The sequence below is a fragment of the Kitasatospora sp. NPDC057936 genome, from assembly GCF_042887525.1.
Lineage (GTDB): Bacteria > Actinomycetota > Actinomycetes > Streptomycetales > Streptomycetaceae > Kitasatospora.
In genome coordinates this window covers 21553-47443 of record NZ_JBHVPD010000026.1, presented here as the reverse complement: position 1 = coordinate 47443, position 25891 = coordinate 21553, and the positions used below count along the sequence as shown (strand labels likewise).

The window sequence follows — 25891 nt, the reverse complement described above, 5'->3', positions numbered from 1 at the left end:
GCCGGCGTGGTCGGCGGCGAGGCCGGGAGGGGTGGCGAGGACGTGACGGGTGACCGGAACGGTCGGTCGGGGGAGGCGGTGCGGCGGTGATCCACGAGGTCGACGAGGCGTTGCGCCTGCTGCTCGCCGAGGCCGGTCTGCCGGAGCGCGGCGTCGAGGTGGTGTTCGACGCGCCCACGCGGGACATGGCGGCCCGGCGGGTCGCGCCGACGGTCGACGTGTTCCTCTACGGGATGCGCGAGGACACGGCCCGCCGGCAGGCCGGCGCCGTCGCCGAGTACGACGAGGACGGCGTGGTGGTCGGCCACCGGGCCGCGCCCCGCTGGTTCGAACTGGCCTACCTGGTCACCGTCTGGACCAACCGGCCGCAGGACGAACACCGGCTGCTGGCCGAGGTGTTGCAGTGTCTCACGGCCGTGGACGCGCTGCCCGCCCGGGTCCTGACCGGCACGCTCGCCCGGCTCGGGCTGACCGTCGGCCTCGACATCGCCGGGCGCGACTCGGGCCTGCCGTCGGTGTCCGACGTGTGGTCCGCGCTCGGCGGGGAGATGCGGCCCTCGATCGACCTGAGGGTGCTCGCCCCGCTGCCCGGTGCGCTCAGCCCCGCCGGGCCGCCCGTCACCGAGGGGCTCGTCGTGCGCGCCGAGGACACCACCCGGGAGCACCCGGCGCCCGCCGAGCACCCGGGCCGCCGACTGCGCTACCGCGGCGGCGCGGACCCGGGCCCGGACGGCTTCGCCGCGCCCCGGGAGCGCGGACTGCCACCGGGCCGCCGACCGCGCGGCGGGACGCGGTGAGCCGGTCGCGCGCCGGTGCCCCGGCCGACCACCTGTGGGAACGGCTGCACCGGGTCGAGCAGCGCGTCCGCACCGCCGTCCACGAGCGCCGCGCCGCCGACCCCGACCCGGACGACCCCTACCGCGGCCAGTACCTCGGCCCGGAGGCGGTCGAGCGGATCCTGGCGGCCCCCGCCGCAAGGGGCCGCAGCGATGAGAACACGGACCCGCCGCCGCCCGGCTCACGGCTCGCCCGGCTCTGCGCGGCCTTCGGACTGCTCCCGGTGGACCTGGACCTCCTCCTGGTGGCCCTCGCCCCCGACCTCGACACCCGCTTCGAGCAGCTCTACGGCTACCTCAACGACGACCTGACCCAGCGCCGGGCGACCATCGGCCTGGCCCTCGACCTGTGCGGACTGCCCGCCGCCGGCGCCGGCCGCCTCCGGTTCTCCGCGCGGGCCCCGCTGATCGCCGCGGACCTCCTGGAGATCACCGAGCCGGAGCGCCCGCTGCTCTCCCGCGCGCTGCGCGTACCGGACCGCGTGGCGGCCCACCTGCTCGGCGACGACGAGCCGGACGACGTACTCGCCGGGCTGGCCCGTCGGGCCGCCCCTGGCGCCGCAGCGCCCGCTTCCGGCACCGCGGAGCCCGTCGACCGTCTGCGCGCGCTCGCGGCGGACGGCGGGCTGGTGCACCTCCTGGACCGGAGCGGCCACGCCGGCCCCCTGGCGGTGGCCGCCCTGGCAGCCGACGGACGTCCGCCCCTCGTCGTGGACGCCGCCGCGCTGGCCGCCCGTCCGCCGGGCGCCGTCGTGCGCGTGCTCGCCCGCGAGGCGCGCCTCGGCGGGAGCGGCGTGGTGCTCGGACCGCTGGACCGGCTCGAACCCGAACGGCCCGAGCGGGCCGCCCTGTTGCGCGAGCTGTGCGCCGCGCTCGCCGGCGTCCCGCTGATCGTGCACGGCCCGCAGGTGTGGGACCCGGCCTGGGCCGACGAGAGCCCGGTGGTCGTCACCGTCCCCCCGCCGGAGGCGCACGGGCTGGCCGAGCAGTGGGCCCGCGCACTGGGAGGTGTGCCGGAGGAGGACGAACCGAAGCCGCTGAGCGAGGAGTTGGCGGAGGCGGTGGCCGCCTACCGGCTCGACCGCGAGAAGTTGCGGCGGGCCGCCACCGTGGCGGCCAGGACGGCGGCCGCCGAGCGGCGGCCGGTGTGCGCCGACGACGTGCGGGCCGCCGTCCGGGCCCAGAACGCGGCCGGTCTGGCCCGCCTCGCCCGGCGGATCGAGCCCGGGGTCGGCTGGTCCGACCTGGTGCTGCCGCCGCCCACCGAGGCCCGGCTGCGCGAGCTCGTGCTGCGGGCCCGCCACCGCGACCAGGTGCTCGGGCAGTGGCGGATGCGGCCCGGCGGCGGCCGGGGGAACGGCGTGATCGCCCTGTTCGCGGGGGAGTCGGGCACCGGCAAGACGATGTCGGCGGAGGTGGTCGCCGCCGAGCTCGGCATGGAGCTGTACGTCGTGGAGCTCTCCACCGTCGTGGACAAGTACATCGGCGAGACCGAGAAGAACCTGGAACGCGTCTTCACCGAGGCCGCCCAGGTGAACGGCGTCCTGCTGTTCGACGAGGCGGACGCGCTGTTCGGCAAGCGCTCCAAGGTCGAGGACGCCCACGACCGCCACGCCAACCTGGAGACGGCCTACCTGCTCCAGCGCATGGAGTCCTTCGAGGGCATCGCCGTCCTGACGTCCAACCTGCGCGCCAACCTCGACGACGCGTTCACCCGGCGGCTGGACGTCATCGCGGAGTTCCCGCTGCCGGACGAGGCGCAGCGGCGCCTGCTGTGGGACCGCTGCCTCGGGCCGTGGCTGCCGCGCGGCGACGACCTCGACCTGGACTTCTGCGCCCGGAGCTTCGAGCTCACCGGCGGCTCCATCCGGGCCTGCGCGGTCTCCGCGGCCTACCTGGCCGCCGGGACGGGTGCCCCGCTGGGCATGGCGCAACTGGTCGCGGCGGTGGTCGGCGAGTACCGCAAGCTGGGCCGGCTGGTGCTGGAGAGCGAGTTCGGGCCGTGGCTCGGAGTCCTCGGGGACGCCGGGCACGGCTGAGCCCGCTGTGCCGGAGGCGACGGTTGGGAGTGCCCGCCGGGGACAGTCCTCCCTGCCCCCGGTCGGGGACCGTGGGACATGTCCCCGGGCGCCGCGCGGCAGCAGACTCGGGGGCGACCGACCGGCCACCCGAAGGAGCGCGAATGCCGTCGTACCTCACACCGGGCGTGTACGTGGAGGAGGTCCAGTCCGGTGCCCGCCCGATCGAGGGCGTCGGCACGGCCGTCGCCGCGTTCGTGGGCTTCGCCGAGGCCGGTCCGTTCCACGAGCCCACGCTGGTGACCACCTGGGACCAGTACGTCCAGCGGTTCGGCGGCTTCACCGAGGGCACCTACCTCGCGCACGCCGTGTACGGCTACTTCGCCAACGGCGGCGGCTCGGCCTACGTCGTCCGGGTCGGCGACCCGGCGCGGCGGGCCCCCGGTGTCGTGCCCGGACCGGTGGCGCCGCCGCCCGTCGCCGTCTCCGGCCTCCTCTTCTCGGCCCTGCCCGGCGCGGGCGCCGACGTGTCGGTCGAGATCGCCGACGCGGAGGGCGAGAACGTCCCCGAGGACCGGTTCCGCGTGCTCGTCCGCAAGGGCGCCGAGGTCGTCGAGACGTACGACGTCTCGACCCGTCGGAACACCAAGGGCTACGTCGTCACCCAGCTGCGGGAGTCGAAGCTGGTCGCGGTCGCCGAGCAGCCCGGCACGGCGCCGAGCCGCCCCGAGCGCCGGACCCACGCCCTGGCCGCCGCTCCGGCGCCCGCACCGGTCGCGGCCCCGCCGGCCCGGCTCGACCCGGCCGAGTACGTCGGCGACGCTGCGGCCAGGACCGGCTTCTCGGGCCTGGAGGCGATCGACGAGATCACGATGGTCGCCGTGCCCGACCTGATGAGCGCCCACCAGCGCGGCGACCTCGACGACGAGGGCCTGCGGACGGTGCAGCTCGCGGTGATGTCGCACTGCGAGCAGATGGGCGACCGGATCGCCGTCCTCGACCCGCCGCCCGGCCTCAACGCCCAGCAGATGCGCGCCTGGCGCAACGACGAAGCCGGCTTCGACTCCCGCTACGCCGCGCTCTACTACCCGTGGATCAAGGTCTTCGACCCGGCCACCGGCCGCAACGTGCTGGTCCCGCCGAGCGGGCACGCCGCCGGGGTGTGGGCGCGCAGCGACGCCGAGCGCGGCGTGCACAAGGCGCCGGCCAACGAGGTCATCCGGGGCGCGGTCGACCTGGAGATCCGCCTCAGCAAGGGCGAGCAGGACCTGCTCAACCCGATCGGCGTCAACTGCGTGCGGGCGTTCCCCGGGCGCGGCATCCGGATCTGGGGCGCGCGGACGCTCTCCTCCGACCCCGCGTGGCGCTACCTGAACGTGCGCCGGCTCTTCAACTACCTGGAGGAGTCGATCCTGATCGGCACCCAGTGGGTGGTGTTCGAGCCCAACGACGACCGGCTGTGGTCCAGCATCCGCCGGAACATCACCGCGTTCCTCACCGAGGAGTGGCGGCGCGGCGCGCTGTTCGGCCAGACCGCGGCCGAGGCCTTCTACGTCAAGTGCGACCGCGACAACAACCCGCCGGAGTCGATCGACCTCGGACAGGTGATCTGCGAGATCGGGGTCTCGCCGGTGAAGCCCGCGGAGTTCGTGGTGTTCCGGCTCGCCCAGTTCTCCGACAGCACGAGCCTCGTCAACGAGTGACCGGCACCGTCGGCACCTACGGGAATGGGAAGGTGACAGCACGCCATGGCTGAAGGCGATCCGCTCTCCACACACATATTCGGCGTCCAACTCGGCGGCTACAACGTCGAGTCGGTCAAGGAGGTCAGCAACCTCACGGTCGAGCAGGACGTCGTCGAGTACAAGCAGGTGACCCAGGAGGGCAAACTCATCGTCCGCAAGCAGCCCGGTGCGCGGCTGCCCGGCGAGGTGACGATCACCCGCGGCCTCGACAAGAGCAGCACGTTCTCCGAGTGGATCAAGGAGACCCTCAACAACGGGGCGATCAACACCGCGCGCCAGAACCTCACCATCGAGGTCAAGGACACCACCGGCGCCACCCTGCGCCGCATCCACCTCAACAACGCCTGGGCCAGCCGCTGGGAGGGCCCCACGCTCAGCGCGGGTGAATCGAGCCCGGCGACGGAGACCGTGACCATCGTGTTCGAGGAGATCTCGGTCGATTGACATGCTCCCCCTCCCACGGAGGGAGGGGGGATTCCTGGCTCACGCTGCCCGATCGTCCTGCGGACGTTCAGGTCTTCCGCGATCAACACCAGCCGGGTTCAGACCAGCCCGGACGAGCATCACGCGGGCGGAGTTCTTGTCGCGAGGCGACACGACTCCGCACGCGGTGCACGAGTAGATCCTCTCAGAGAGGGGGAGGCGGTGTTTGGCTCTCACACCGCAGTGCGCGCAGTCCATCGTGGTGTGCGCAGGGTTGACCGGATGAACGGTCCGTCCGTGCTTCCGCGCCATCTCGACCAACGCCGCCTTCGTGGCGCCGATCACGGCGTCGGCCGCCTTGTTGGCCATAGTGGTCTTGGCAAGGAACTTCGGCCGGAAGTCCTCCACCGCGATCGCGTCATGGTCGTGTACAACCGACTTGGCCCACTTTCGGGCCGTGTCCTGCCGCTGGTTCGCGATCTTCTTGTGGACCTTGGCGGCCTGTCGTTGGGCCTTTCGGTAGCCTTTCGTCTGTGCCTTCCCCTTCGGCTGCCGTCTCCGGGCCATCTGCCGCTGGTAGTGCGCGAGTTTCCGCGCGGCGCTTTCCCCGTACTGAGGATGGGGAAGGTCGTGGGCATCGCTGGTCGTGGTTGCGATCTCCTTGACGCCCCAGTCGATTCCGATGGCGCGGCCGATGGCGGGCAGCGGCTCGGGCTGGGTGAGGACGACGAAGGAAGCCCACCAATGCCCGACAGCGTCACGGTGGATCCGCACACTGGATGGGTCGGAAGGCAGCTCGCGGGACCAGACCACGGTCAGCACGATGCCGCCGGCCAGGTGCAGCCGGCCGTCCTTGATCCGGAATCCGCGTCGAGTGTAGTTGAGCGACGCGAGCGCCTCGCGCTTGCGTTTCGGCTTCGGCAACCCGGCGCGCTGACGCATCGGCAGCATCGCCTTGATGTCCTTCATCGCCTTGGCTCTCGACTTGCCGAAATCCCGGATGACCTGCTGCTGCGGTACCGACGCCCCGTCACGCAGCCACGCCATCGCGACGCGCGCCTCGGTCAGGAGCTTGTCCAGGTCCGCCGGCCCGCAGGTGCGCCTGCTCTCGGAGTCGGCCCGGTTGTGTAGGTGGATCTTGCGAGACGTGTGGACGCATTCGTTCCAGACCCAACGGCACCGGCCCCACTCCGCTTCCAGCAGGGCGGACGCGGAGGACGACACGCGAAGCCGGTAGGTGTACCGGGCGTATCCGGGACCTTCGATCATCGCCGCTGTCGTCATGATCCGCAACCTAACAGCACCCACTGACAATGAATGAAAGAGAGCGCAGGCCAGAACAGATGCGCAGAGAAACCCGCCGCTGCGCGGCTCTGAATCATGAACCTTCCCCATTTCTCCGGGCGGAGGGCCCCCCAGCTCTCCCGGCTGGCACCGGGAGCATCCAGGGAGAGATTTGGTGAGGCGGAAGATCGGTCTGGACGAACTGCTGGAACGGGCGCCCGCCGCCCAGCAGAACAGCGAGCCGCAGCAGCAGGCCCCGGGACCCGCCGGTCCGCGGGCGCGGGCGCCGCACACCGAGTTCGAGTTCGAGCTGCCGCTCGGGTACGTCGACGACGAGGGCACCGTCCACCGGTACGGCGCCATGCGCCGGGCCACCGCCCGCGACGAACTGATGCCGCAGATCGACCTGCGGGTCAAGGAGAACCCGGCCTACCTGAGCGTCGTGCTGCTCAGCCACGTCATCACGCGGCTGGGCGACATCACCGACGTGCACGCCGGCGTCGTCGAGCGGATGTACGCCACCGACGTGGCGTTCCTCCAGGACCTCTACCAGCGCGTCAACAGCGAGGGCCACACCCGCGCCGCCGTGACCTGCCCGCACTGCGACGGCGCCTTCGAAGTCGACCTCGCCGGTGGGCGCCTGGGGGAATCGTGACGTACGCGCCTGCTCGGCTGCACGAGGAGATCGCGTACATCGCCTACCACTTCCACTGGCAGCGCGAGGACATCCTCGACCTGACCCATCACGAGCGCCGGCAGTGGGTGCGCGAGATCGCGCGGCTCAACACCCGGATCAGCGAGGGTGGGTGAGCGGCGGATGGGGCTGCGGGACTGGCTCGGCCGGCGGCGGGGCGAAGGTGCCGAAGGGGGCGCGGAGGTCGTCGTCCCCGCTGGTGGTGGTGTCGAGCGGCGGCGTCCGGCGTCGGGGGACGGGGGGTGGCGCGAGGTGGCGCCGTTGGTCCCGACCCTGGACGGCGCGGCGCGTGGCGTCAGTGACGGGCTGAACTTCCGTTCCAGGCTGGCCGCTTGGCAGGATCCCTCGCTGTGCGGGCCGCTCGGGCACGCCGTCCTGCCGGGCGCTCCGGTGGGGATCCTGCGAGCGGTGGCGGTACCGGGCTCCCCCTCGACGGTCGAGGGCGGGGACGCGCTCGTGCTGCCGGACGTGTGGGGCGAGGGTGGGGCGGCGGAGCCGGGGCAGCCGGGGGAGGTCCGGCCGGTTCAGCGTGCTGTCGCGGTGCGGAGGCTTCGCGTGCGGGCGGTGCAGCGCGCGCGTTCGCCGCAGCGGCCGGCCGGCTCGGTGGGCGCTGACGGTGATGGCGTGTCGACGTCCGGGCCGGTGCCGGGTGCACCGGAGTCGGTTGCGCCGACGGCGGGCACGCCTGTGCCGGGTGCGGTGGCTGCACCCGAGCGTGGGAACGATGTCGGCGGTGCGGTGCGGCTGCGTCCCGTCGGTGAAGCGCTGACGGTGGCGCGGCGTCCCCGTGGCCTGTCGGTGCGGCCCGTTGCGGTCGTGCGCGATTCGGACAGGACGCCGGAAACCGTTGTCGAGCCGTCAAGCCAGGGTGTGGGCGGATCGCGACCCGTGGCGGCTGTGGACGGCGAGGCTACTCCTCGCCCCGCGCCGGCGCCGGAAGGGCAGGCCGAACGGCCGGTCCAGCGTGCCGCCGTCGCGCCGGGCGAGGGTGGGGCTACCCGCCCGGTTCTCGGCGAGCCCATGGCGGCGCTGCCCGCGAGTGCCGCACCTTTGGCCCCTGCCGCTCCGCAGGCTGCATCGGGTGTGCCGGCCATGCCCGTGGTCCCCGCCGATACGGCAGGCCCTGTGGCGGGCGCACCCGCCGAGGCGTCTGATCGGGGCAACCCGGGGCCGTCCCGCACTCAGCGTGGGTCCGTCGGTGCTGCGCCCGTGCAGCGTGCGTCGTCCGAGGCGCCGGCCGGGCGGTCCCGGCCCGCTGATGCGCCTGCCCGGGGCGGTCGGGCGTCTTCTGGTGCGCAGCGTGGGTCTGCCAGTGACGCGCCTGTGCAGCGTGTGCCCGCCGAGGCGCCGGATCGGGGTGATCCGGCGCCGTCTCCGTCTCGGCGTGGGTCCGTCGGTGAGGTGCCCGTGCAGCGTGTGCCGTCCGAGGCACCCGATCGGGGCGGCCCGGCGCCGTCTTCGTCTCGGCGTGGGTCCGTCGGTGAGGTGCCCGTGCAGCGTGTGCCGTCCGAGGCACCCGATCGGGGCGGCCCGGCGCCGTCTCCGACTCCGCGTGACTCCACCAGTGACACGCCCGTGCAGCGTGTGCCGGCCGAGGCGCCGACAGGACGGACGTGGCGCGACGGCACCTCCGTCCGTACGCGTGGGGGCCTGGGTGCGCCCCTCGACGCCTTGCCGCCGACGGCGGCTGGGGCCGTTGGGCGACGGGCTGCCGGGCGGGAGAGCGGGACAGCGGACGTGCAGGGCACACCGCCCGGCGGCACCGCTCCGCTGCTCGGCGAGCGACGGCCGGTTCGGCGGGTCATGGGTTCCGGTGCGGGGACGGCACGGGAACCGGGCACGTCGGCGAACGGCGAAGGGATGCCCGTTCAGCGCGCCGTCGAGGGCGCGCAGGGGGCAACAGGACTCCCTGGTGGGAGCGTTGGCGAACGAGGGGAAGGCCGCGACGGCCGGCCGGCGGACGGGGCGACCGCGCTGCCGAGGCAGGGTTCTGCGCCCCGGCCCGGTGATGCGGCTCCCGTCGTGGTTCCGGTGCGTCCGGTCGGCGGCGGTCGTGCTGTGCAGCGGTACGCCGAACTCGCCAGCCCCAGGCGAGGGTTGCTCAGCATTCACCGCATGACCACCGCCCTCGCCGGGTCGTCGGCGACGGCTGGCGGCAGCACTCCCGCCGCTACCGCGGCAACGCCCGCCCCGCCGGTGGTTCCGGCGACCTGGCCCCATGCGCTCAAGGCGCGGGCCGAGGGCCGGGCGGCGGATTTCGCGGACGGCGGGACCAATCGACCCTCCTCGCAGGCGAGTTCGGTGAGGCGAGGTGACGCGGAGGCCGTGCAGCGCTCGCGGTCGCGGGGTTCGTCGGGGGAGGACAGAGAGGAACGCGTGCCGGTCGGTCGCCCTTTGCCCTGGGAGCGTTCGGCCTCGGCCGGGGCTCCCGGCGAAACGGCGATGCCGGGCGGCCGGAGGGCGGCGGATGGCGCGGCCGATCCGGGCCGGCCGTCAGGTGGGCGCGGGGTCGTGGCGGCGGTTCAACGTCTGCGCTCCCGGGGTTCGTCGAGGTCGAGCGCCACTGTTCGCCCGCTGCCGCAACGGAGTTCGGACGTGCCCGGCGGCTCGACGGCTGTGCAACGATCGGGCTCCGCGCGCTCGCCGGAGCACGGTGACGATCGGCTGGCGCCACCGGGGAGTTCGACGCTTCCCGTTGTGGCTCCGGTCGCAGGCACACCTGCGGCGCTCCCGCCGAGCACCGCCACGAACACCCGCGAACCCGCCCCCGCACCGCGACCGACCCGCACCGACCTCGGTCCGTCGTCCGCCGCGGTGACCGGCCGGCGCCTCCCGCTGGTCCGGCCCGCGCCCGTCGCGGCCCCGGCGCTCCAGCGGTTGCCCTCGATCGCCCGGATCCCGCAGCCGTCCCCGGCGCAGCCGCCCGCAGCGCCGCCTCCGCCCGTCGTGCAGCGCACCCTGTCGGCCGCGCCCCCGTCGCCCGTCTCGGCGCAAGCGCTCCAACGGGTGGCCGGGCAGGCGGGTCTGTCCGGGGTGCCGCTGACCGCCGTGCCGGCGCGGAAGCCGACCACCGCCCAGGCGCCTTCACCCCCGTCGTCCCAAGCGGCCCCACCCGAGACGACCACCTCGGGCACCGCCGACCTCGACGACCTGGCCCGGCGCCTCGTCGAACCGGTGGGCCGCCTGCTGCGCACCGAGCTGCGCAGGGGCAGGGAGCGCGCCGGGAGGCCGTACGACATGCGCCGCTGAGCGGGTACGGCAGCAGGAAGCAGATCGCCGGAAGCAAACAGGGAACGGACCGATGACCGACAACATCTTCGCGAGCAGCGTGTTCTTCAGCCTGACCATCGGCGGCAACGACCTGGGCGACTTCGCCACCTGCTCGGGGCTCGGCGCGCAGGTGGAGATCGAGCAGTACGCGGAGGGCGGCAACAACGGGTTCGCGTGGCAGCTGCCGGGCCGGATCACCTGGTCGAACATCACGCTGACCCGCGCGGTCACCGCGGACACCGCGAAGATCGCGCGCTGGCTGGGGGAGATCGTCCGGAGGGTCGAGCCGAAGGACGGCGAGATCGTGGCGCTGCGGCCGGACCTGAGCCGGATCGTGGGCTGGCAGGTGCTCGGGATCGTCCCGGTGCGGTGGGAGGGCCCGTCCTTCGACCCTTCCAACTCGCAGGCCGCGATGGAGACCCTGGAGATCGCCCACGCGGGCCTGCGCCCGTCCTGACACGCGGCCCGAACCCGTCCCGTCCACCAGAGGAGCAGCAAGGATGTCCCCCGCGGTCCCCGCGAGCGTCACCCGGGCCCAACTGACCATCATGGAGCCCCCGTCCGCGGTCGGCGCCCAGCCCGGAGGGGCGATCGCGCGGCTTCCGCTGCAGTTCAACCCGGCGACCCTGGTGCTGCGCAAGACGACGGAGTGGCGGCGCACGCCGTCCCGGATGGCGGGCCAGTCGGCGCTGCCGGAGTTCGTCGGCAGCGGGCCGCGGTCGCTCTCCCTCGACGTGTTCCTCGACTCGACGGCGACGCACGACAACTCGGTGGAACGGGCGGTGGAGCAGCTGATGACGGCGTGCGTGCCCACCCCGACGAGCCTGGCGCGCAAGACGCCGGCCAGCCCGTGGATCCGGCTGGACTGGGGCACGTTGAAGACGACCTCGTTCAACGGGGTGCTGACCGGCCTCTCCGTCACCTACACGCTCTTCGATGTCGACGGCAATCCGCTGCGCGCGGTCTGCTCGCTCACGATCGACGAGGCCAGCGTCGACCCGGCCGGCCAGAACCCGACCTCGGGCTCGCCGGAGGCGCGCAGCACCCACCGGGTGATCGCGGGCGACACGCTGCCGCTGCTCGCCTGGCGCGCCTACGGGGACGCGACGGCCTGGCGCACGATCGCGGAGGCCAACGACATCGACGATCCGCTGGTCCTCGTCCCCGGCGCGGAGCTGATCGTGCCGGGGATCGACGAACTCACCCGGGGAGGGCGCGCGTGACGACCCCCGAGGCCCGGGGCGGCCGCCCGTTCGCCGCGGATCCCGTCGTCGAGGCGCCGGGGCCGCTGCCGCCGGCGTGGGCGGCGCAGCTGGTGTCCTGCGACATCGAGGAGAGCGTCGGCCTGCCCGACACCGCCGTCCTGACCTTCCGGGACGCCGACCACATGTTCCTCACCGCGACCGGGATCACCATCGGCACGAAGGTGCGGGTGTCGGTGGTCACCGTGCAGGGGCACACCCAGGTGCGGCTGTTCACCGGCGAGGTGACGGCGCTGGAGCTGGAGGTGGACACCACCGGCTCGTACACCGTGGTGCGGGCGTCGGCGGTCACGCACCGGCTGATGCGCGGGCGCCGGGTGAAGGCGTTCCGGAACATGACGACCGCCGACATCGTCCGCGAGGTCGCCGCGGGCGCGGGCCTGACCTGCGGGCGGGTGGACTCCTTCCCGGTCGTCCACCAGCAGCTCTCCCAGGCGAACGTCCCGGACTGGGAGTTCCTCCAGTTCCTGGCGCTGGAGAGCGGCGCGCAGGTGCGGGCCGATGACGACGGGCGGCTGGAGTTCGTCAAGCCCGAGCCCGCGTCCGGCGCGCCGGCGCCCTCCACGCCGGCGCCGCAGAGCCCGCTGGTCCTGGAGTACGGCCGCAACCTGCTGGAGCTGCGCGGCGTGCTGACGGGCGGCGCGGGCGCGGACACCGTCGAGGCGCGCGGCTGGAACGTGACGACCAAGAGCGCGCTGGTCGCCGCCGAGCCGTCGGTGACCTCCCTGACGGTGCAGCCGGGCCTGAGCCCCTCGGTGGCCGCGTCCGCCTTCGCGGGCCCGGCCCGGCTGACCGTCGCCGACACCCCGTACCGCACCCAGGCGGAGACGACGGCCGCGGCGCGCTCGCTGGCCGCCTCGGTGGCCGCCGGCTTCGGCGAGCTGGAGGCGGTCGTCGAGGGCAATCCGCGGCTGCGGGCGGGCACCGCGGTCGCCCTGGGGAACGTCGGCGCCGCCTTCTCCGGCCGCTACACCGCCACCGGGGTGCGCCACCTCGTCGAACCGTTCCGCGGCTACCGGACCACCGTCGTCGTCAGCGCGTCGCCCGACCGCTCCCTGGCCGGGCTGGCCACCGGCGGCAACGCGCCGCCGCGCGGGCCGCGGATGCCGGGCCTGGCCGTCGCGGTGGTCACCGACGTCCGCGAGCCGGGCGACGGGCGGCGCGGCTGGGTGAAGCTGAAGTTCCCCTGGCTGGACGACAGTTACGTGTCCGACTGGGTGCGCACCGTGCAGTGGGGCGGCCACGGGGGCGGCGGCGTGGTGAGCCCCGAGGTCAACGACGAGGTGCTGGTCGGCTTCGAACAGGGCGACCTGGACAGCCCCTACGTGCTCGGCGGACTCTACAACGGCGTGGACCGGCCCTCGCCGCACGACGTGCCGCTCGTCGACGCCGCCGCCGGGACGGTCAACCGCCGCTCCGTCGTGTCCCGTTCGGGCCACCGCCTGGAGCTGCTGGACGTGCCGGGCGGCACGTCCGGGGTCCGACTGGCGAGCGGGGACGGGAAGCTGGAGGTCAAGCTGGACCAGCAGAACGGCGAGATCGTGCTCACCGTCCACGGCGTGGGCGGCGCGGGGGGAAGCACGGTCCGCCTCTCCTCCTCCGGCATCACCCTCGACGCGGGCACCGGAGAGGTGAACGTGCGCGGCGGATCGGTGACCGTCCGCGGGACGACGGCCGTCACGGTGGACGGCGGGGCCGAAGCGGTCCTCAAGGGGGCGTTCGTGCGCATCAACTGACGGAACGTCATGGTCAGTAAACAGGCCCGCCGGATCCCGTCGGGCACCCTCGGATTGGAGACCGCACATGCCCCCCGCAGCCCGGACCGGCGACCCCACCGATCACGGCGGCGTCCTCGCCACCCCGCCGCCGGGCGCCATCGCCGTGGAGACCGTGCTGATCGGCGGCCGGCCCGCCGCCGTGGTCGGCAGCCTGCACGCCTGCGTCCCGCACGTGGAGATGGGCCCCGCCAACGTCGTCGAGCCCCAACTCGGCACGGTGACCAGGGGAGTGGTCCTCATCGGCGGCCTGCCCGCGGCCCGCATGGGCGACAAGACGACCTGCGGCGCCGCCGTCATCGCCGGCGCGTTCAACGTCCTGATCGGAGGCGTCGCATGACCGGCAACTTCATCGGCCGGGGCTGGGCCTTCCCGCTGCGCGTGAACGCCACCGGCGGCATCGGCATGGTCGACCGCGACCGGGAGCTCGCCGAGGCGATCCGGCTGATCCTCGGCACCGCCCCCGGCGAGCGGCCGATGCGCCCGGAATTCGGCTGCGGCATCCACGAGTACGTGTTCGCCCCCGGCGACAGCACCACCGCCGGACGGATCGCCCGCGAGGTGCGCATCGCCCTCGAACGCTGGGAACCGCGGATCGAGGTCGACGACGTCGCGATCGCCTTCGACAGCGTCGACGAGGGCACGCTCTACATCGACGTCCACTACACCGTGCGCGCCACCAACGACCGCCGCAACCTCGTCTTCCCCTTCTACACCATCCCGGAGTCACCCACGTCCGTCGACGGGAGCGTGCGCTGATGGCCCTGCCCTCCCCGAACCTGGACGACCGCCGCTTCCAGCAACTCGTCGACGAGGCCAAGCGGTACGTCCAGCAGCGCGCCCCCGAGTGGACCGACCACAACGTCTCCGACCCCGGCGTCACCCTCATCGAGACCTTCGCCTACCTCGTCGACCACCTGCTCTACCGGCTCAACCGGGTGCCCGAGAAGAACTACTCCGCCTTCCTCGACCTGCTCGGCATCCGGCTCTTCCCGCCCGCGGCCGCCCGCGCCGACGTCGACTTCTGGCTCTCCGCCGCGCAGCCCGAGACGGTGCTCCTGCGGGCCGGCACCGAGGTCTCCACGCTGCGCACCGAGACCGACGAGGCCGTGGTCTTCTCCACCGCCGAGGACCTCCCGATCGTCCCCAGCGCGCTGGAGCGCCTGGTCACCCTCTCCGCCTCCGGGGAACAGTCCGACGCCACGGACCGGCTGGCCGACGGGACGGACGTGCCGTGCTTCCAGCCGCGCCCCGAGGTCGGCGACGCGATGCTCTTCGCGCTGCCCGCCGTCGTGCCCCGCTGCATCCTGGTCGTCCGGCTCGACAGCCGGGTGGAGGGCGTCGGCGTCGACCCGCGCCAGCCGCCGCTGGCCTGGGAGGTGTGGGACGGCGCGCGCTGGAGCGCCTGCGAGACCGGCACCGACACCACCGGCGGCCTCAACCGGCCCGGCGAGGTGGTGGTGTTCGTGCCCGCCGGACACACCGCGTCGGTCGTCGCCGGGCGCCGGGCCGCGTGGCTGCGCTGCCGCGTCACCGAGCCCCGGCCCGGCCAGCCGTTCTACTCGGAGTCGCCGACCGTCCGCCGGGCCGAGGTGTTCACCGTCGGCGGCACCGCGACCGCCGTCCACGCCCAGACCGTCACCGGCGCGTCGCTCGGCACCTCCGAAGGCGTCGCCGGCCAGCACTTCCGGCTCGCCCGGCCGCCGGTCCTGCTCGACGGCGAACCGCCCGTCGTCGAGGCCTCGGCCGGCGACGGCTGGCAGCGCTGGACGGTCGTCGAGCACTTCGGCGACTCCGCACCGGCCGACCGGCACGTGGTGCTCGACGCGACCACCGGCGAGTTCCTCTTCCCGCCCGCCGTCCGGGAACCCGACGGCACCCTCCGCTCCTTCGGCGCGGTGCCGCCCAAGGGCGCCCACCTCCGGGTCCCGCACTACCGCACCGGCGGCGGGACGGCCGGCAACGTCGCCCGCGGCACGATCACCGTGCTGCGCAGCTCCGTCCCGTACATCGCCCGGGTGGACAACCGCGAGGCGGCCAGGGGCGGCGTGGACGGCGAGACCGTCGAGAACGCCAAACTGCGCGCCCCGCACCAGCTGCGGCTCCAGGAACGCGCCGTCACCGCCGGGGACTACGAGCTGATCGCCCGCCAGGCCGCGCCGTCCGCCGCCCGGATCACCTGCGTGCCCGGCGGTGGCGAGGCGGGTGCGGTCCGCGTGCTGGTGGTGCCCGACGCGGTCGCCGACGACGGCGACCGGCTGCGCTTCGAGCAACTGATCCCCGACGAACAGGTCCTGGCCGCCGTCGCGTCGGCCCTCGACGAACGGCGGCTGATCGGCACCCGGGTCGCCGTGCAGCCACCGACCTACCAGGGCGTCACGGTGGTGGCCCGGCTCACGACCCGCTCCGCGGATCCCGACCGCGTCCGGGACGCGGTGCTCGCCACGCTGTACCGGTACCTCAACCCGCTGCGCGGCGGCGCCGACGGCACGGGCTGGCCGTTCGGGCGGGCGGTGCAGTACGGGGAGGTGTTCGCCGTGCTCCAGCGGGTGGCCGCCGTCACGGGCGTGGAGGAGCTGCGGCTCTTCCCCGCCGACCCCATCACCGGCCGCCGGGGCGCGCCCGCCGAGCGGGTCGAGGTGCCGGCGGACGCGCTGGTCTTCTCCCACCAGCACCAGGTGGTGGTCACGGCGGTGGCCTCCGACGGCGGTGCGTCATGAGTGAGCGCAGCGAGCTCGTCATCAGAAGGTGCGCACGGGTCGAGGCCCCTGCCGAGCGGAGCGAGGCGGACGCATGACGCGTGCCGCCGTCCCGGGTCTGCCGAGCCCGCACCCCATCGGCGAACTGCTGCCCGCCCTCTTCGCCGACGACGACCTCGCCCAGCGCTTCACGGCCGGCCTGGACACCGTCCTCGCCCCCGTCTTCGCGACGCTGGACAACCTGCCCGCCTACTTCCGGCCCCGCCTCGCGCCGGCCGACTTCCTCGACTGGCTGGCGACCTGGGTCGCGGTGGACGTCGACCCGGCCTGGCCGGACGAGGTGCGCCGCGCGGTGGTCGGGCGCGCGATGGAGCTCCACCGCTGGCGCGGCACCCGGCGCGGGCTCGTCGAGCGGCTGCGGCTGGTGCTGGGCGCCGGCGCCGAGATCACGGACGGCGGCGGCGTCTCCTGGTCGACCGCTCCCGGCGCCGCCCTGCCGCCCGGCGGGGGCGGTGAGGTGCTCGTCCGGGTCTGGCCCCTGAACGGACCGGAACCGGACGCGGAGCAGGTGCTGGCCGTCGTCAGGGCCGGCTGCCCGGTCCACCTGAACTGCCGGGTGGAGATCCTGCCCGGTCCGCCGGGGCTGCCCGGACGAGCGGAGGGCTGACGGATGCCGGTGTGCCCCGAGTGCGGGACGGCCAACGGAGAGGGCGACGACTTCTGCGGCAACTGCGGTGCGTACCTGGGCTGGTCGCGCAGCGCCGCGGCGAAGCCCGCGCCTTCGACGGCGAGGCCCGCGCCTGGGCCCGGGCCCGCGAAGGCCGAGTCCGAGCCTTCACCCGGGCCTGCGCCCGCTGAGCCCGAGACGGCCCACACCGAATCCACCTGGCGGGCGGTGTCGCGACGGGTGACGCGCGCGAGGAGGGAGCAGCCGCCCGCCCCGCAGGCGGAGGCGCCGCTGCCGGTCCCCGAACCCGTCCCCGCCCCCGAACCGTCGCCGACCGTCGAACCGAAGCGCGCATCGACGTCGGACCCCGCTCCCGCTGTCCCGGCCCCGGCCCCGGCCCCTGCCCCTGCTCCGCAAGCCGACCCGGTCGCCGTCGAGCCCGCCAAACCCCTCCCGGCCCGCCCCGTCGTCCGCCCCTCCGCAGCCGACGAGCCCCCCGACGGCCCGCCCTGCCCCCGCTGCGGCACGCCCAACCTGCCCGACCGCCGCTTCTGCCGCCGCTGCGCCGCACCGCTGACCCCGACCGCGGCCGCACCGAAGCTGCCCTGGTGGCGCACCCGCTGGCCGTTCCGCCGCCGGACGCGGATCGGCGGCTCGGGCAACGCGCTGCGCCGCACCATCGCGCTGCTCGCCCTGGCCGCGCTCGTGATCGCGGCGATCCTGCTGTACCCGGCGGGCCGGCGGGCCTTCGAGGACGTGCGGGACAAGCTCGGCAGCACCGCCGCGATCGCCCCCTCCCGCACCACGGCGAGCGCCGCCGTCGAGGGCCACCCGGCGACGGCCGCCGACGACGGCCTCACCAACACCTACTGGGGAGCACCCGCGGTCGGGGACTCCATCACCTTCGACTTCCGCACCCCGTACCGGCTCGTCGACCTGATCGTCCACACCGGCGGCACCGCGGACCCGCAGCACTTCCAGGAGCAGGCCCGCCCCCTCGTCCTGGCCATGGACGTCACCTCGTCGGACGGCACCGTGCACCGCCGGCAGGTCACGCTCAACGACCAGCCGGGACCGCAGACCGTGGCGACCGGGATCAGCGACGTCACCCAGGTGAGGCTCACCGTCCAGGAGGCCGCCGGAACCGCCCCCGGCCGTCCCATCGCCCTGGCGGAGGTGGAGTTCTTCAAGCGCGCCTGAGCCCGTTCGCCCGCCTATGCCCCGCCGTCGTGCCCGGCCTGGTGGACGTACGGGGTCGTGGTGCTGAGAACCGCGAACCCGAGGCGCTGGAGGATGGGCCGGCTCTGGTCGCTCGCGTCGACCTGGAGGTAGCGGTAGCCGAGGTCGGCGGCGATCCGGGCGCGGTGGGCGACCAGGGCCCGGTAGATGCCCCGGCCCCGCCAGGCGGCGACCGTGCCGCCGCCCCAGAGGCCCGCGAACTCGGTGCCCGGGTACAGCTCCATCCGCGCCGAGCACACCGGCACTTCGCCGGCCATCGCGACCACCGTGCCGACCGTCCCGGGGTTCCGGTCGAGCCGGTCGAGCAGCCGCTGCCGCAGCCGGGCGCTGCTGGTGCCGAACGCCTGCTCGTGGACCTCGGCGACGAGGTCCACCCCGGCGGCGTCGGTCACCTGGCGCAGGTGCACGCCGTCGGGCAGCGCGGCATCGGTGGGCAGGTCCGCGATGGCGGCGACCATGACCGCCTCCTCCGGCTCCGGCGTGAACCCGGCGGCCCGCAACCGCCGCCCGAGGTCGTCGGGCCGGTCGTGTGCGTACGCCTTCCACTCGAACTCGAGCCCCCGCGCGGTGAAGTAGCGCACCTGTGCGGCGATCGCCGCGTCCGCGCCGGCCTCGTCGAGGTCCGACCAGAGCACGCCGTTCCAGTCGTGCGGTGCGCCGACCTGCCGGAGGACGCCGCCGTCCCGTTCGATCCGGGCACCGGCGCTGTCGGGCTTCGCCTCACGTCGCAGCCGGCGGTCGAACAGGGCGAGCAGTTCTCCATGATCCATCCGCCCACTCCAGCACGGCGCCGACGGGCGCGCCAACGCATTTCCGCCGGTCGGCGCCCATCTGCTCCGCTCCGCCCGCACCGCGGCCTCGTCGCTGATCGGAGGGCTCTCGCTCCGGCACGACGCCGCGTCCGGCGCCGGAAAATCCGCGGTCGTCCCCTGCTTCTTCTGCTTGGATGCGGCCATGAGCGCAGCGGGTCATGGGAGTTCGGCGGGGGACGTGGCGGCGGGCATGACGGCGTTCCGCGACGCGGTCGTCGCGTGGGCGGCCGGTGGGCCGGGTGCGGAACAGGCCCGGGAGCTGGCCGGGCGGTTGTCCGTCCGGGCGGCCGTGCTGCTCGAAGGACCGAGTGATGTCGCCGCCGTCGACGCGCTGGCCGCCGGCCGGGGGCGGGACCTCGCGGGGGAGGGGGTCTGCGTCCTGGCGATGGGCGGGGCGATGAGCGTGGGGCGGTTCGCCGCGCTGCTCGGGCCGGCCGGGCTGGGGCTCCGGCTGACGGGGTTGTGCGACGAGCAGGAGCGCGGCTACTACGACCGCGGCTGGGCGCGGGCCGGTGCCGATCCGCACGACGTCTTCGTGTGCGCGGCGGACCTGGAGGACGAGCTGATCCGCGCGCTGGGTGTGGACGCGGTGCGCGAAGTCGTGCGGGAGCAGGGCGACTCGCGCACCCTGGACGTGTTCCTGCGCCAGCCCGCGCAGCGGAGCCGCACCGCGCAGCAGCAGCTGCGGCGGTTCTTCGGCACGAAGAAGGGGCGCAAGATCCACTACGGCCGCGTCCTCGTCGAGGCCCTCGCGCCGGAGCGCGTGCCCGCCCCGCTCGCCGGGCTGTTCGCCGCCCTCCCGGCGCGCGAAACGTGCTGAGCGCCGGCGGTGTTCGCGCCGCCGCCGGACCGTAGGGCCTGGCGCGGCGGCCCCGGCGCCTGGCATGATCGGTGGCCCCGCACCACCCGACGGGTGTGTGCCTTCCCCTGAGAAGCAACGCGACGTGGATGAACGTCTCCGCAGAATCACCGCCGAACTGGCGAGGGTTCCCCGCCTGCCGGGCCGCGCGAAGTCCTTCGGCGAAGAGCGCCACGGCTTCCGCCTCGGCCCGCCGCTGACCGAGGACCGGGTCTCCGCCTTCGAAGCGCAGCACGGCGTCCGGCTCCCTGCGGCGTACCGGCGGTTCCTGACCGAGGTGGGCCACGACGGCGCCGGGCCGCACTACGGGCTGCTGCCGCTCCGGGCCTGGAACCAGGGCGGGTTGAGCAAGTCCGGCGACCTGGCCCGGCCGTTCCCGCTGCGCCCCACGACCCTCCGGGTCGGCCGGGGCTGGTGGGAGCGGCTGGGGAGCCCGAGGCCGCCGTTCGCCGGCACCATGGCCATCACCAGCCAGGGGTGCGGCTACCTGACCGTGCTCGTGGTCACCGGCCCGGCCCGCGGCCGGATCCTCAACATCGACCTCGACCCCCGGCGCGAGTCCTTCTTCAGCCCCGACACCGACTTCCTCGCCTGGTACGAGCGCTGGCTCGACGAGACCGCGGACGGACTGGACACCCACGGCTTCGAACTGTCCCTCCCCGGCACCGAGCCGACGCTCGCGGACACCCTCGCCGATTCCCCGGACCCCGACCTGCGCGCGGCCGCCGCCAGGACCCTCCGGCGACGCCCGCACCTCGCCCCCGCGACCAGAGCCGTCCTGCGCGCGACGGCCACCGCGGACCCGGAACCCGGGGTCCGGGCGACCGCGATCAGAGCCCTGAACGTCGCGCTCCCGGACGAGGAACTCCCGGTACTCCAGCGGGCCCTGACCGATCCGGCCGCCGAGGTCCGCGAAACCGCCGTCCGCGCCCTGGTCGGACGGGGGACGTCCTGGCACGCCCGGGCCCGCCGACTCCTGCGCGACGAGGACCCGGACGTGAGAAAGGCGGCCCTCAAGGCCCTGGAGGAGTCCCAGGTGCTGACCGAGGAGGACGTCCTGCCGCTGCGAGACGACACCGCGCCGTCCGTGCGGGCCGCGGCGATCAGCCACCTCTCCCGCCTCGACGCGCCCAGCGCCCCGGCCGTGGCCCGCGCGGCCCTCGCCGACCCCGATCCCGTCCCGCGCCACGCCGCGGTCGCCATCGGGATCAGGCGGCGGTGGCTGACGGAGCCCGACCTGCGACGGGTCGAGCACGACCCCGACGACCTGATCCGACGGCAGGTCGCCTCGGCACTGCGGCGGATGGCCGCGAGGTCCGCCGGGCCGACCTCCCCGCGAGCACGTCGGGAGGGTGGCCCTATGCTCGCGCCGTGACCCTGTACTTCGATCCCACGGCGGCCCTCGGCGAGGACCGCGAGGCGTTCCGGGGCCGCTGGGAGGACCGGCTCTGGCTCAACGTCCCCGGGCCCTTCTACGGCGCCGAGACCGACAACTGCTGGACGGGACGCCTCTCCGCGCCCGACCACGTCCTCTACGGGGGCACGTACCTCGCCGAGTACGTCTACCGGCAGCCCCGGACGGCGGCGGAGGCGGCCCGGCTGGTCGAGGCGGCGGAGTGCGATCCGTTGCTCGGGTACGGCTGCGACGGGGACGCGCACTGGACGCCGGACGCGGTCCGCGAGTGGTGGCGTGACCGCGACCGGATCACGGAGTACCTGTCCGAGCAGGACTGGAACGAGGCCGACTGGGCCGAGCAGGGCATCGCGGACGCCGTCCGGGACTACCGCTCGTACATCGACGGCGGCCTGGCGGGGGACCTGCGGATCTACCTCCACTGGCTGGAGGAGGGCAGGTCCCCCGCGCCCGGCGAAGCGCTGCCGGAGCTGTAGCGGCCGTCGGACCGCTCAAAGACGGAGGTGCGAAGCCCCGTTGAGGTCGAGGACCGTGCCGGAGGCCCACGTCGCCTCCGGGGAGGCGAGGTAGAGGACGGCGGCGGCGACCTCCTCCGGGGTGCCGACCCGGCCGAACGGGCTCTGCTCGCGCAGGGCCCGGCCGGACGGCCCGGTCAGGCGGTCGGCCACGCGGTCGGTGGCGGTGAAGCCGGGGGCGACCGACGTGACCGCGATGCCGTGCGGGGCCAGGGCGACCGCGAGGGACTGGCCGAGGGCGTGCAGGGCGGCCTTGCTCGCGCCGTACGCGGGGTGGTCCGGCTCGCCGCGGAAGGCGCCGCGCGAGCCGATCTGGACGATCCGGCCGGGCGCGCCCCGGGCGATCATGCGGCGGGCGACGCAGTAGCCGAGGTTCGCCGCGCCCAGCAGGTTGACGTCGACCATCCGGCGCCAGACCCGCTGCCAGTCCTCGTACGAGACCTCCGCCACCGGGTGGGCGTTGGCCGCCGAGGTGGCGACGGCGGCGTTGTTGACCAGGACGTCCACCCCGCCGAGCGCGCGCTCCGCGGTCGCGGCGATCCGCTCGGCCGCGTCCGGGTCGGCGAGGTCGCCGCCGACGACGACGTGCCCCTCGCCGGGCAGGGCGGCCAGCGTCGCCTCGGCCCGGGCGGCGTCCGAACCGTAGTGGACGGCGACGCGGTCGCCCCGGGCGGCGAAGGCGTGGGCCACGGCCCGGCCGATGCCCCGGGAGGCGCCGGTGACCAGCACGCCCCGCGCCGGGCTCGCCTGGCCTGTCTGGCCTGCCGGGCTCATCGGGCGAACATCCGGGACTCGTCGCGGAACGCCTTGAACTCCAGCGCGTTCCCGGCCGGGTCGTGCAGGAACATCGTCCACTGCTCGGCCGGCTGCCCGGCGAAGCGCAGCGTCGGCTCGATGACGAACGCGGTGCCGGCCTCCGTCAGCCGCCCGGCGAGCGCGTGGAACGCGTCGGTGCCCAGCACCAGCCCGAAGTGCGGCATGGGAACGGCGTGGCCGTCCACGGTGCCGTGTCCGGGGGCGTCCGGGCGGGGGCCGGACACGAGGTGCGTCACCAGCTGGTGGCCGTGGAAGTCCCAGTCGACCCAGTGGCCGGTCGAGCGGCCCTCCGGGAGGCCGAGCACACCGCCGTAGAACGCGCGGGCCCGGGCCAGGTCGTCGACCGGGATGGCGAGATGAAACGCAGGACGGGTCATGACCCCACCTTGATCCGCAGCATGTCCGGATGTCAACATTCGAACATGACGAATGAACCCCTGCGGAAGGCGGCCCGGCGCGGCCTCGCCGACGAGTGCGCGGACTCGGTGCGCGACGCGATCTTCGACGGGCGCTTCCCGCCCGGCGCCCCGCTGCGGGAGGTCGAACTCGCCGAGTCGCTGGGCGTGAGCCGCGGCGCCGTCCGCGAAGGCCTCGCGCAGCTCCAGCGCGAGGGGCTGATCCGCACGGGCTGGCACCGCCCGACCACCGTCGTCGAGGCGACCGCCGTCGACGTGGAGGAGGTCTACCGCGTCCGCGCCGCCCTCGACCGCCTGGCCGCCGTCACCGCGATGCGGCGCGCGACGCCGCAGCAGCTCGACACCCTCGACCGGCTCGTCGACGAGATGGCCGCCGAACTCGCCGCCGGAGCCGGCGTGCCGCGCCTGCTGGCCCTCGACATGGCCTTCCACGACCGGATCTACGAGGCCGCCGGCAACCGCCGCCTCACCGAGGCCTGGCAGGCCGTGCGCTCGCAGGTGTTCCTGTTCCAGCTGCAACGGGTGACCCTCGCCCGCGGCCAGTACCGCGCACTGGTCGTCGACGAGCACCGCGAACTCGCCGGGCTGCTCCGGGCGGGCGGCGCGGAGGACGTGCTCGACCGGCTCGCCGCGGAGCATGTGGACGTGGCGCGGCGCAGCCTGCTGGCGCTGCTCCCGGAGGCCGCCGAGCAGGGGTGAAGTGCCGTGAACCGCCCGCCAGCCGGCCTCCGGGCCGGTAACGTCCGTCGCGTACCCCGCATGGCAGTCGCAGGCCCGTCGAGAGGAACCACGGTGTCCCACTCCCCGCAGATCGACGTCGTCCGCCGCTTCTACGACGCCCGGGGCGACCTGGACGTCATCCGCTCCGTCGTCGCCGCGGACGCCCGCTGGGACGTGACGGAGGGCTTCCCCAACGGCGGCGTCCACGAAGGACTCGACCGCATCGTCGGCGACTTCTTCCCCTTCCTCGCCGACTTCAGCGAGTTCCGGTGCATCGGCGACGCCTTCTACGAGGACGGCGACCAGGTCATCGTTCTCGGCCGCTACGTCGGCACCACGACGAAGGGCAATCAGTTCACCTCCCGCTTCGCCCACTTCTTCACCCTCGCCGCCGGCCGCATCACCCACCTCCGCCAGACCTCCGACACCCTCCCCATCGCCCGCGCCCTGGAGAACTGACCCCCTGGCACCCTGTGGGAAGAGCTTCTCGTCGACCAGGAACGCGTTCTGGGCCCGCACCACCCCGACACCGTTGCCACCCGCGAGATCCTCGCCGCCGTCTCGTCGGCAGAGGGGCTTGGCTGGAGACGTCGGGGTGGGACAGCGCGATGATCTCGCGATGTCGAACGTCGCGGATGTGGGTGCCGCCCGAAGCGTGGGTCTCATGCTGAGCGCGATGGGCCGGTTGTAGAAGCAGCCGGGAGACTTCTCCGGCGAGCTCTACGTCGCCCACGCCTGCGGGAACGAGTCCGGGCTGGTGCCGTCCATCCGGAAAGACCCGCCACCCGCCGACCCGCCCTTCGGGCCGGAGAACCTCCGGCAGGCCGCTGGGCGCTTATGACAACAGCATTGACGTGTAAGGGCGCCCCCGGTTTCATGACTCGCACTTCCTCACCCCCACCCCCACGAGCAAGGCGGTGATCCGTTGGTACCGACGGTGAAGGACACGGGCAGCGGTCCGAGAACGGGTGCGAGCCGCGGCGCCATGCACAAATCCATCGGCCTGCTGGACGGAGCGGTGATCGCCGCGTCCAGTACGGCCGCCACCAGCAGCATCGGCATCGGCCTGGGCCTGATGGCCGGGGTCGTCGGCCTGCACCTGCCCGCGATCATGCTGCTGGCCTTCCTGCCCGTGCTCGCCATCGCCGGTGGCTACGGGCGGCTGAACGCGGTCGAACCGGACGCCGGCAGCAGCTACCGCTGGGTGGGCCGGACCCTCAGTCCCTGGCTGGGCTTCCTCACCGGCTGGGTGAACACCGTCGGCACGGTGGTCTTCATGGCCTACACCACCACCGTCACCGGCTCGGCGGTCATCCAACTCCTGGACGAAGCGCACCTGCGCAGCATCGCCGGCCTGCGCCTGGACGCCGACTCCACCGTCCAGTGCACCCTGCTCGGCCTCGTCGTCCTGATCGGCGCCGCACTCGTCGCGGTGCGCGGGCTCGACCTCGCCGCCCGGCTGCAGAAGGCGCTACTGGTCTTCGAGTACCTGGTGCTGCTCGGCTTCTGCGGGTACGGGCTGTTCGCGGGTGACCAGCCGTTCTCGGTCCAGTGGTACAACCCGTTCGACATCCCCTCCTTCGGCGCGGTGGCACAGGGCATGGTGTTGGCGGTGTTCTGCTACTGGGGCTTCGAGTCGGTGTTCAGCGTGGGCGAGGAGGTGCGCGATCCGCGCGACGCCTCCCGAGGCGGCTTCCTGGCCCTGGTGGTGATGATGCTGCTCTTCCTGCTGGCCGGCACCGCCTTCCAACGGGTCCTCCCGCTCGGCGAGTTGGCCGACAACGGCGCGCACGGACTGACCTACTTCGGCACCCGGCTCGCCCACCAACCGCTGGCCGCACTGCCGTTGATCGCGCTGACGTTCTCCGCCGTGGCCTCGCTGCAGTCCTCGGTGATCCCGACCGCGCGCGGGATGTACGCGATGGGCCGCGACGGCGTGCTCGGCCCGGTCTGGACCCGGCTGCACCGCAAGCACGCCACCCCCGCCGTCGGTACCCTGCTGATCACCGGCGTCGCCGTCCTGCTGGCCCTCGCCTCGATCGCCATCCCGACCGTCAACGACCTGATCTCGGCCGCCGTCAACGCGATCGGCGTCATCGTCGCGCTCTACTACGCGCTCACCGCCGTCGCGGCCGCCGTCCGCTTCCGCCAACTGTTGCGCACCGACCCGCTGCAGGGGCTGCGCGCCGTGGTCGGTCCGCTGCTCGGCGCGGCGGCGCTGCTCGCCGTCGGCGGCTACCTGGCCTGGACTTTCTACGACTCCGCCGACCACTTCGAACTCTCCGCCGACAACGGCTGGTTCGAGCTGACCGTCGTGGTGCTGATGGTCGTCACCGGACTCCCGTCGGCGGCTTGGGCCCGCTGGCGGCGCCGCTCGCCGTACTTCCAACACCCCACGCCCTGAGCGATTCCCGCACGACCGACACA

General features: G+C 74.2%; 25 protein-coding genes. 21 read left to right on the top strand and 4 right to left on the bottom strand.

Going from position 1 to position 25891, the window contains the following annotated elements; all coding sequences use genetic code 11:
• The first annotated feature begins 86 nt into the window (after positions 1 to 86).
• The 4 genes from ACFVU9_RS16515 (at position 87) to ACFVU9_RS16500 (ending at position 5043) form a co-directional block, all read left to right on the top strand.
• The gene (locus tag ACFVU9_RS16515) at positions 87 to 797 is read left to right on the top strand and encodes a DUF4255 domain-containing protein (RefSeq protein WP_387593869.1); all 711 of its coding nucleotides are present in this window, start codon (positions 87 to 89) and stop codon (positions 795 to 797) included.
• Positions 794 to 2875, top strand: a complete 2082-nt coding sequence (locus tag ACFVU9_RS16510; RefSeq protein ID WP_387593867.1) for an ATP-binding protein — start codon at positions 794 to 796, stop codon at positions 2873 to 2875. The genes ACFVU9_RS16515 and ACFVU9_RS16510 overlap by 4 nt, the downstream gene beginning before the upstream one ends.
• A gap of 143 nt (positions 2876 to 3018) precedes the next feature.
• Positions 3019 to 4557, top strand: coding sequence for a phage tail sheath family protein (locus ACFVU9_RS16505; RefSeq protein WP_387593865.1), 1539 nt, complete (start codon positions 3019 to 3021; stop codon positions 4555 to 4557).
• Positions 4558 to 4602: 45 nt separating this feature from the next.
• Positions 4603 to 5043, top strand: a complete 441-nt coding sequence (locus ACFVU9_RS16500; protein WP_387593863.1) for a phage tail protein — start codon at positions 4603 to 4605, stop codon at positions 5041 to 5043.
• A 39-nt stretch (positions 5044 to 5082) separates the two neighbouring features.
• On the opposite strand, the gene ACFVU9_RS16495 is transcribed toward ACFVU9_RS16500, so the two are convergent.
• A complete protein-coding gene (locus tag ACFVU9_RS16495) occupies positions 5083 to 6306 on the bottom strand; it encodes an RNA-guided endonuclease InsQ/TnpB family protein (protein ID WP_387593861.1) in 1224 nt (407 codons plus the stop codon).
• Between the two features lie 175 nt (positions 6307 to 6481).
• Here ACFVU9_RS16495 and ACFVU9_RS16490 point away from each other — a divergent pair, with 175 nt between their 5' ends.
• The 11 genes from ACFVU9_RS16490 to ACFVU9_RS16440 all read left to right on the top strand — a co-directional run bounded on the left by ACFVU9_RS16490 (position 6482) and on the right by ACFVU9_RS16440 (position 17873).
• Positions 6482 to 6961, top strand: a complete 480-nt coding sequence (locus ACFVU9_RS16490; RefSeq protein WP_387593860.1) for a hypothetical protein — start codon at positions 6482 to 6484, stop codon at positions 6959 to 6961.
• Positions 6958 to 7116 carry a DUF6760 family protein gene (locus ACFVU9_RS16485; RefSeq protein WP_359971796.1) on the top strand — a complete coding sequence of 53 codons (159 nt, stop codon included), beginning with the start codon at positions 6958 to 6960 and terminating at the stop codon, positions 7114 to 7116. Before ACFVU9_RS16490 ends, ACFVU9_RS16485 begins: the two co-directional genes overlap by 4 nt.
• A gap of 2581 nt (positions 7117 to 9697) precedes the next feature.
• Complete coding sequence (locus ACFVU9_RS16480; protein WP_387593858.1) at positions 9698 to 10249, top strand: hypothetical protein; 552 nt, start codon at positions 9698 to 9700, stop codon at positions 10247 to 10249.
• A 52-nt stretch (positions 10250 to 10301) separates the two neighbouring features.
• A complete protein-coding gene (locus ACFVU9_RS16475; RefSeq protein WP_380438656.1) occupies positions 10302 to 10727 on the top strand; it encodes a phage tail protein in 426 nt (141 codons plus the stop codon).
• A 43-nt stretch (positions 10728 to 10770) separates the two neighbouring features.
• Positions 10771 to 11493 (top strand): LysM peptidoglycan-binding domain-containing protein, encoded by a 723-nt coding sequence (locus ACFVU9_RS16470; protein ID WP_380438658.1) that lies wholly within the window; start codon positions 10771 to 10773, stop codon positions 11491 to 11493.
• On the top strand, positions 11490 to 13268 hold the full coding sequence (locus ACFVU9_RS16465; RefSeq protein ID WP_387593856.1) for a VgrG-related protein: 1779 nt from the start codon (positions 11490 to 11492) through the stop codon (positions 13266 to 13268). The genes ACFVU9_RS16470 and ACFVU9_RS16465 overlap by 4 nt, the downstream gene beginning before the upstream one ends.
• 67 nt (positions 13269 to 13335) lie before the next feature.
• Positions 13336 to 13647 carry a PAAR domain-containing protein gene (locus tag ACFVU9_RS16460; RefSeq protein WP_380438662.1) on the top strand — a complete coding sequence of 104 codons (312 nt, stop codon included), beginning with the start codon at positions 13336 to 13338 and terminating at the stop codon, positions 13645 to 13647.
• Entirely contained in the window at positions 13644 to 14066 is a 423-nt protein-coding gene (locus ACFVU9_RS16455) for a GPW/gp25 family protein (protein ID WP_380493280.1), read from the top strand. The genes ACFVU9_RS16460 and ACFVU9_RS16455 overlap by 4 nt, the downstream gene beginning before the upstream one ends.
• Entirely contained in the window at positions 14066 to 16027 is a 1962-nt protein-coding gene (locus ACFVU9_RS16450) for a putative baseplate assembly protein (protein ID WP_380493278.1), read from the top strand. The genes ACFVU9_RS16455 and ACFVU9_RS16450 overlap by 1 nt, the downstream gene beginning before the upstream one ends.
• A gap of 73 nt (positions 16028 to 16100) precedes the next feature.
• Positions 16101 to 16673 carry a phage tail protein I gene (locus ACFVU9_RS16445; protein ID WP_380438668.1) on the top strand — a complete coding sequence of 191 codons (573 nt, stop codon included), beginning with the start codon at positions 16101 to 16103 and terminating at the stop codon, positions 16671 to 16673.
• 3 nt (positions 16674 to 16676) lie between these two features.
• On the top strand, positions 16677 to 17873 hold the full coding sequence (locus ACFVU9_RS16440; RefSeq protein ID WP_387593853.1) for an NADase-type glycan-binding domain-containing protein: 1197 nt from the start codon (positions 16677 to 16679) through the stop codon (positions 17871 to 17873).
• Between the two features lie 14 nt (positions 17874 to 17887).
• Here the strand turns inward: ACFVU9_RS16440 and ACFVU9_RS16435 are convergent, their stop codons facing one another.
• Positions 17888 to 18682 (bottom strand): GNAT family N-acetyltransferase, encoded by a 795-nt coding sequence (locus ACFVU9_RS16435; protein WP_380493275.1) that lies wholly within the window; start codon positions 18680 to 18682, stop codon positions 17888 to 17890.
• Positions 18683 to 18866: 184 nt separating this feature from the next.
• On the opposite strand from ACFVU9_RS16435, the gene ACFVU9_RS16430 reads away from it, so the two are divergent.
• The 3 genes from ACFVU9_RS16430 to ACFVU9_RS16420 all read left to right on the top strand — a co-directional run bounded on the left by ACFVU9_RS16430 (position 18867) and on the right by ACFVU9_RS16420 (position 21473).
• Positions 18867 to 19544 carry a TOPRIM nucleotidyl transferase/hydrolase domain-containing protein gene (locus ACFVU9_RS16430; protein WP_387593851.1) on the top strand — a complete coding sequence of 226 codons (678 nt, stop codon included), beginning with the start codon at positions 18867 to 18869 and terminating at the stop codon, positions 19542 to 19544.
• Positions 19545 to 19668: 124 nt separating this feature from the next.
• Positions 19669 to 20958 carry a HEAT repeat domain-containing protein gene (locus ACFVU9_RS16425; RefSeq protein WP_387593849.1) on the top strand — a complete coding sequence of 430 codons (1290 nt, stop codon included), beginning with the start codon at positions 19669 to 19671 and terminating at the stop codon, positions 20956 to 20958.
• Positions 20955 to 21473, top strand: a complete 519-nt coding sequence (locus tag ACFVU9_RS16420; RefSeq protein ID WP_387593847.1) for a ferredoxin — start codon at positions 20955 to 20957, stop codon at positions 21471 to 21473. The genes ACFVU9_RS16425 and ACFVU9_RS16420 overlap by 4 nt, the downstream gene beginning before the upstream one ends.
• Positions 21474 to 21488: 15 nt before the next feature.
• On the opposite strand, the gene ACFVU9_RS16415 is transcribed toward ACFVU9_RS16420, so the two are convergent.
• Positions 21489 to 22286 (bottom strand): SDR family NAD(P)-dependent oxidoreductase, encoded by a 798-nt coding sequence (locus tag ACFVU9_RS16415; protein WP_387593846.1) that lies wholly within the window; start codon positions 22284 to 22286, stop codon positions 21489 to 21491.
• Positions 22283 to 22705, bottom strand: coding sequence for a VOC family protein (locus ACFVU9_RS16410; RefSeq protein WP_387593844.1), 423 nt, complete (start codon positions 22703 to 22705; stop codon positions 22283 to 22285). The genes ACFVU9_RS16415 and ACFVU9_RS16410 overlap by 4 nt, the downstream gene beginning before the upstream one ends.
• Positions 22706 to 22750: 45 nt before the next feature.
• Between ACFVU9_RS16410 and ACFVU9_RS16405 the strand changes: the two genes are divergently transcribed.
• From ACFVU9_RS16405 to ACFVU9_RS16395, 3 genes are all read left to right on the top strand, one after another.
• Positions 22751 to 23443: a GntR family transcriptional regulator gene (locus ACFVU9_RS16405; RefSeq protein WP_387593842.1), complete on the top strand. Its 693-nt coding sequence runs from the start codon at positions 22751 to 22753 to the stop codon at positions 23441 to 23443.
• A gap of 93 nt (positions 23444 to 23536) precedes the next feature.
• Positions 23537 to 23923 carry a nuclear transport factor 2 family protein gene (locus ACFVU9_RS16400; protein WP_387593840.1) on the top strand — a complete coding sequence of 129 codons (387 nt, stop codon included), beginning with the start codon at positions 23537 to 23539 and terminating at the stop codon, positions 23921 to 23923.
• A 526-nt stretch (positions 23924 to 24449) separates the two neighbouring features.
• The gene (locus tag ACFVU9_RS16395; protein ID WP_387593838.1) at positions 24450 to 25868 is read left to right on the top strand and encodes an APC family permease; all 1419 of its coding nucleotides are present in this window, start codon (positions 24450 to 24452) and stop codon (positions 25866 to 25868) included.
• The last annotated feature ends 23 nt before the right edge of the window (positions 25869 to 25891 follow it).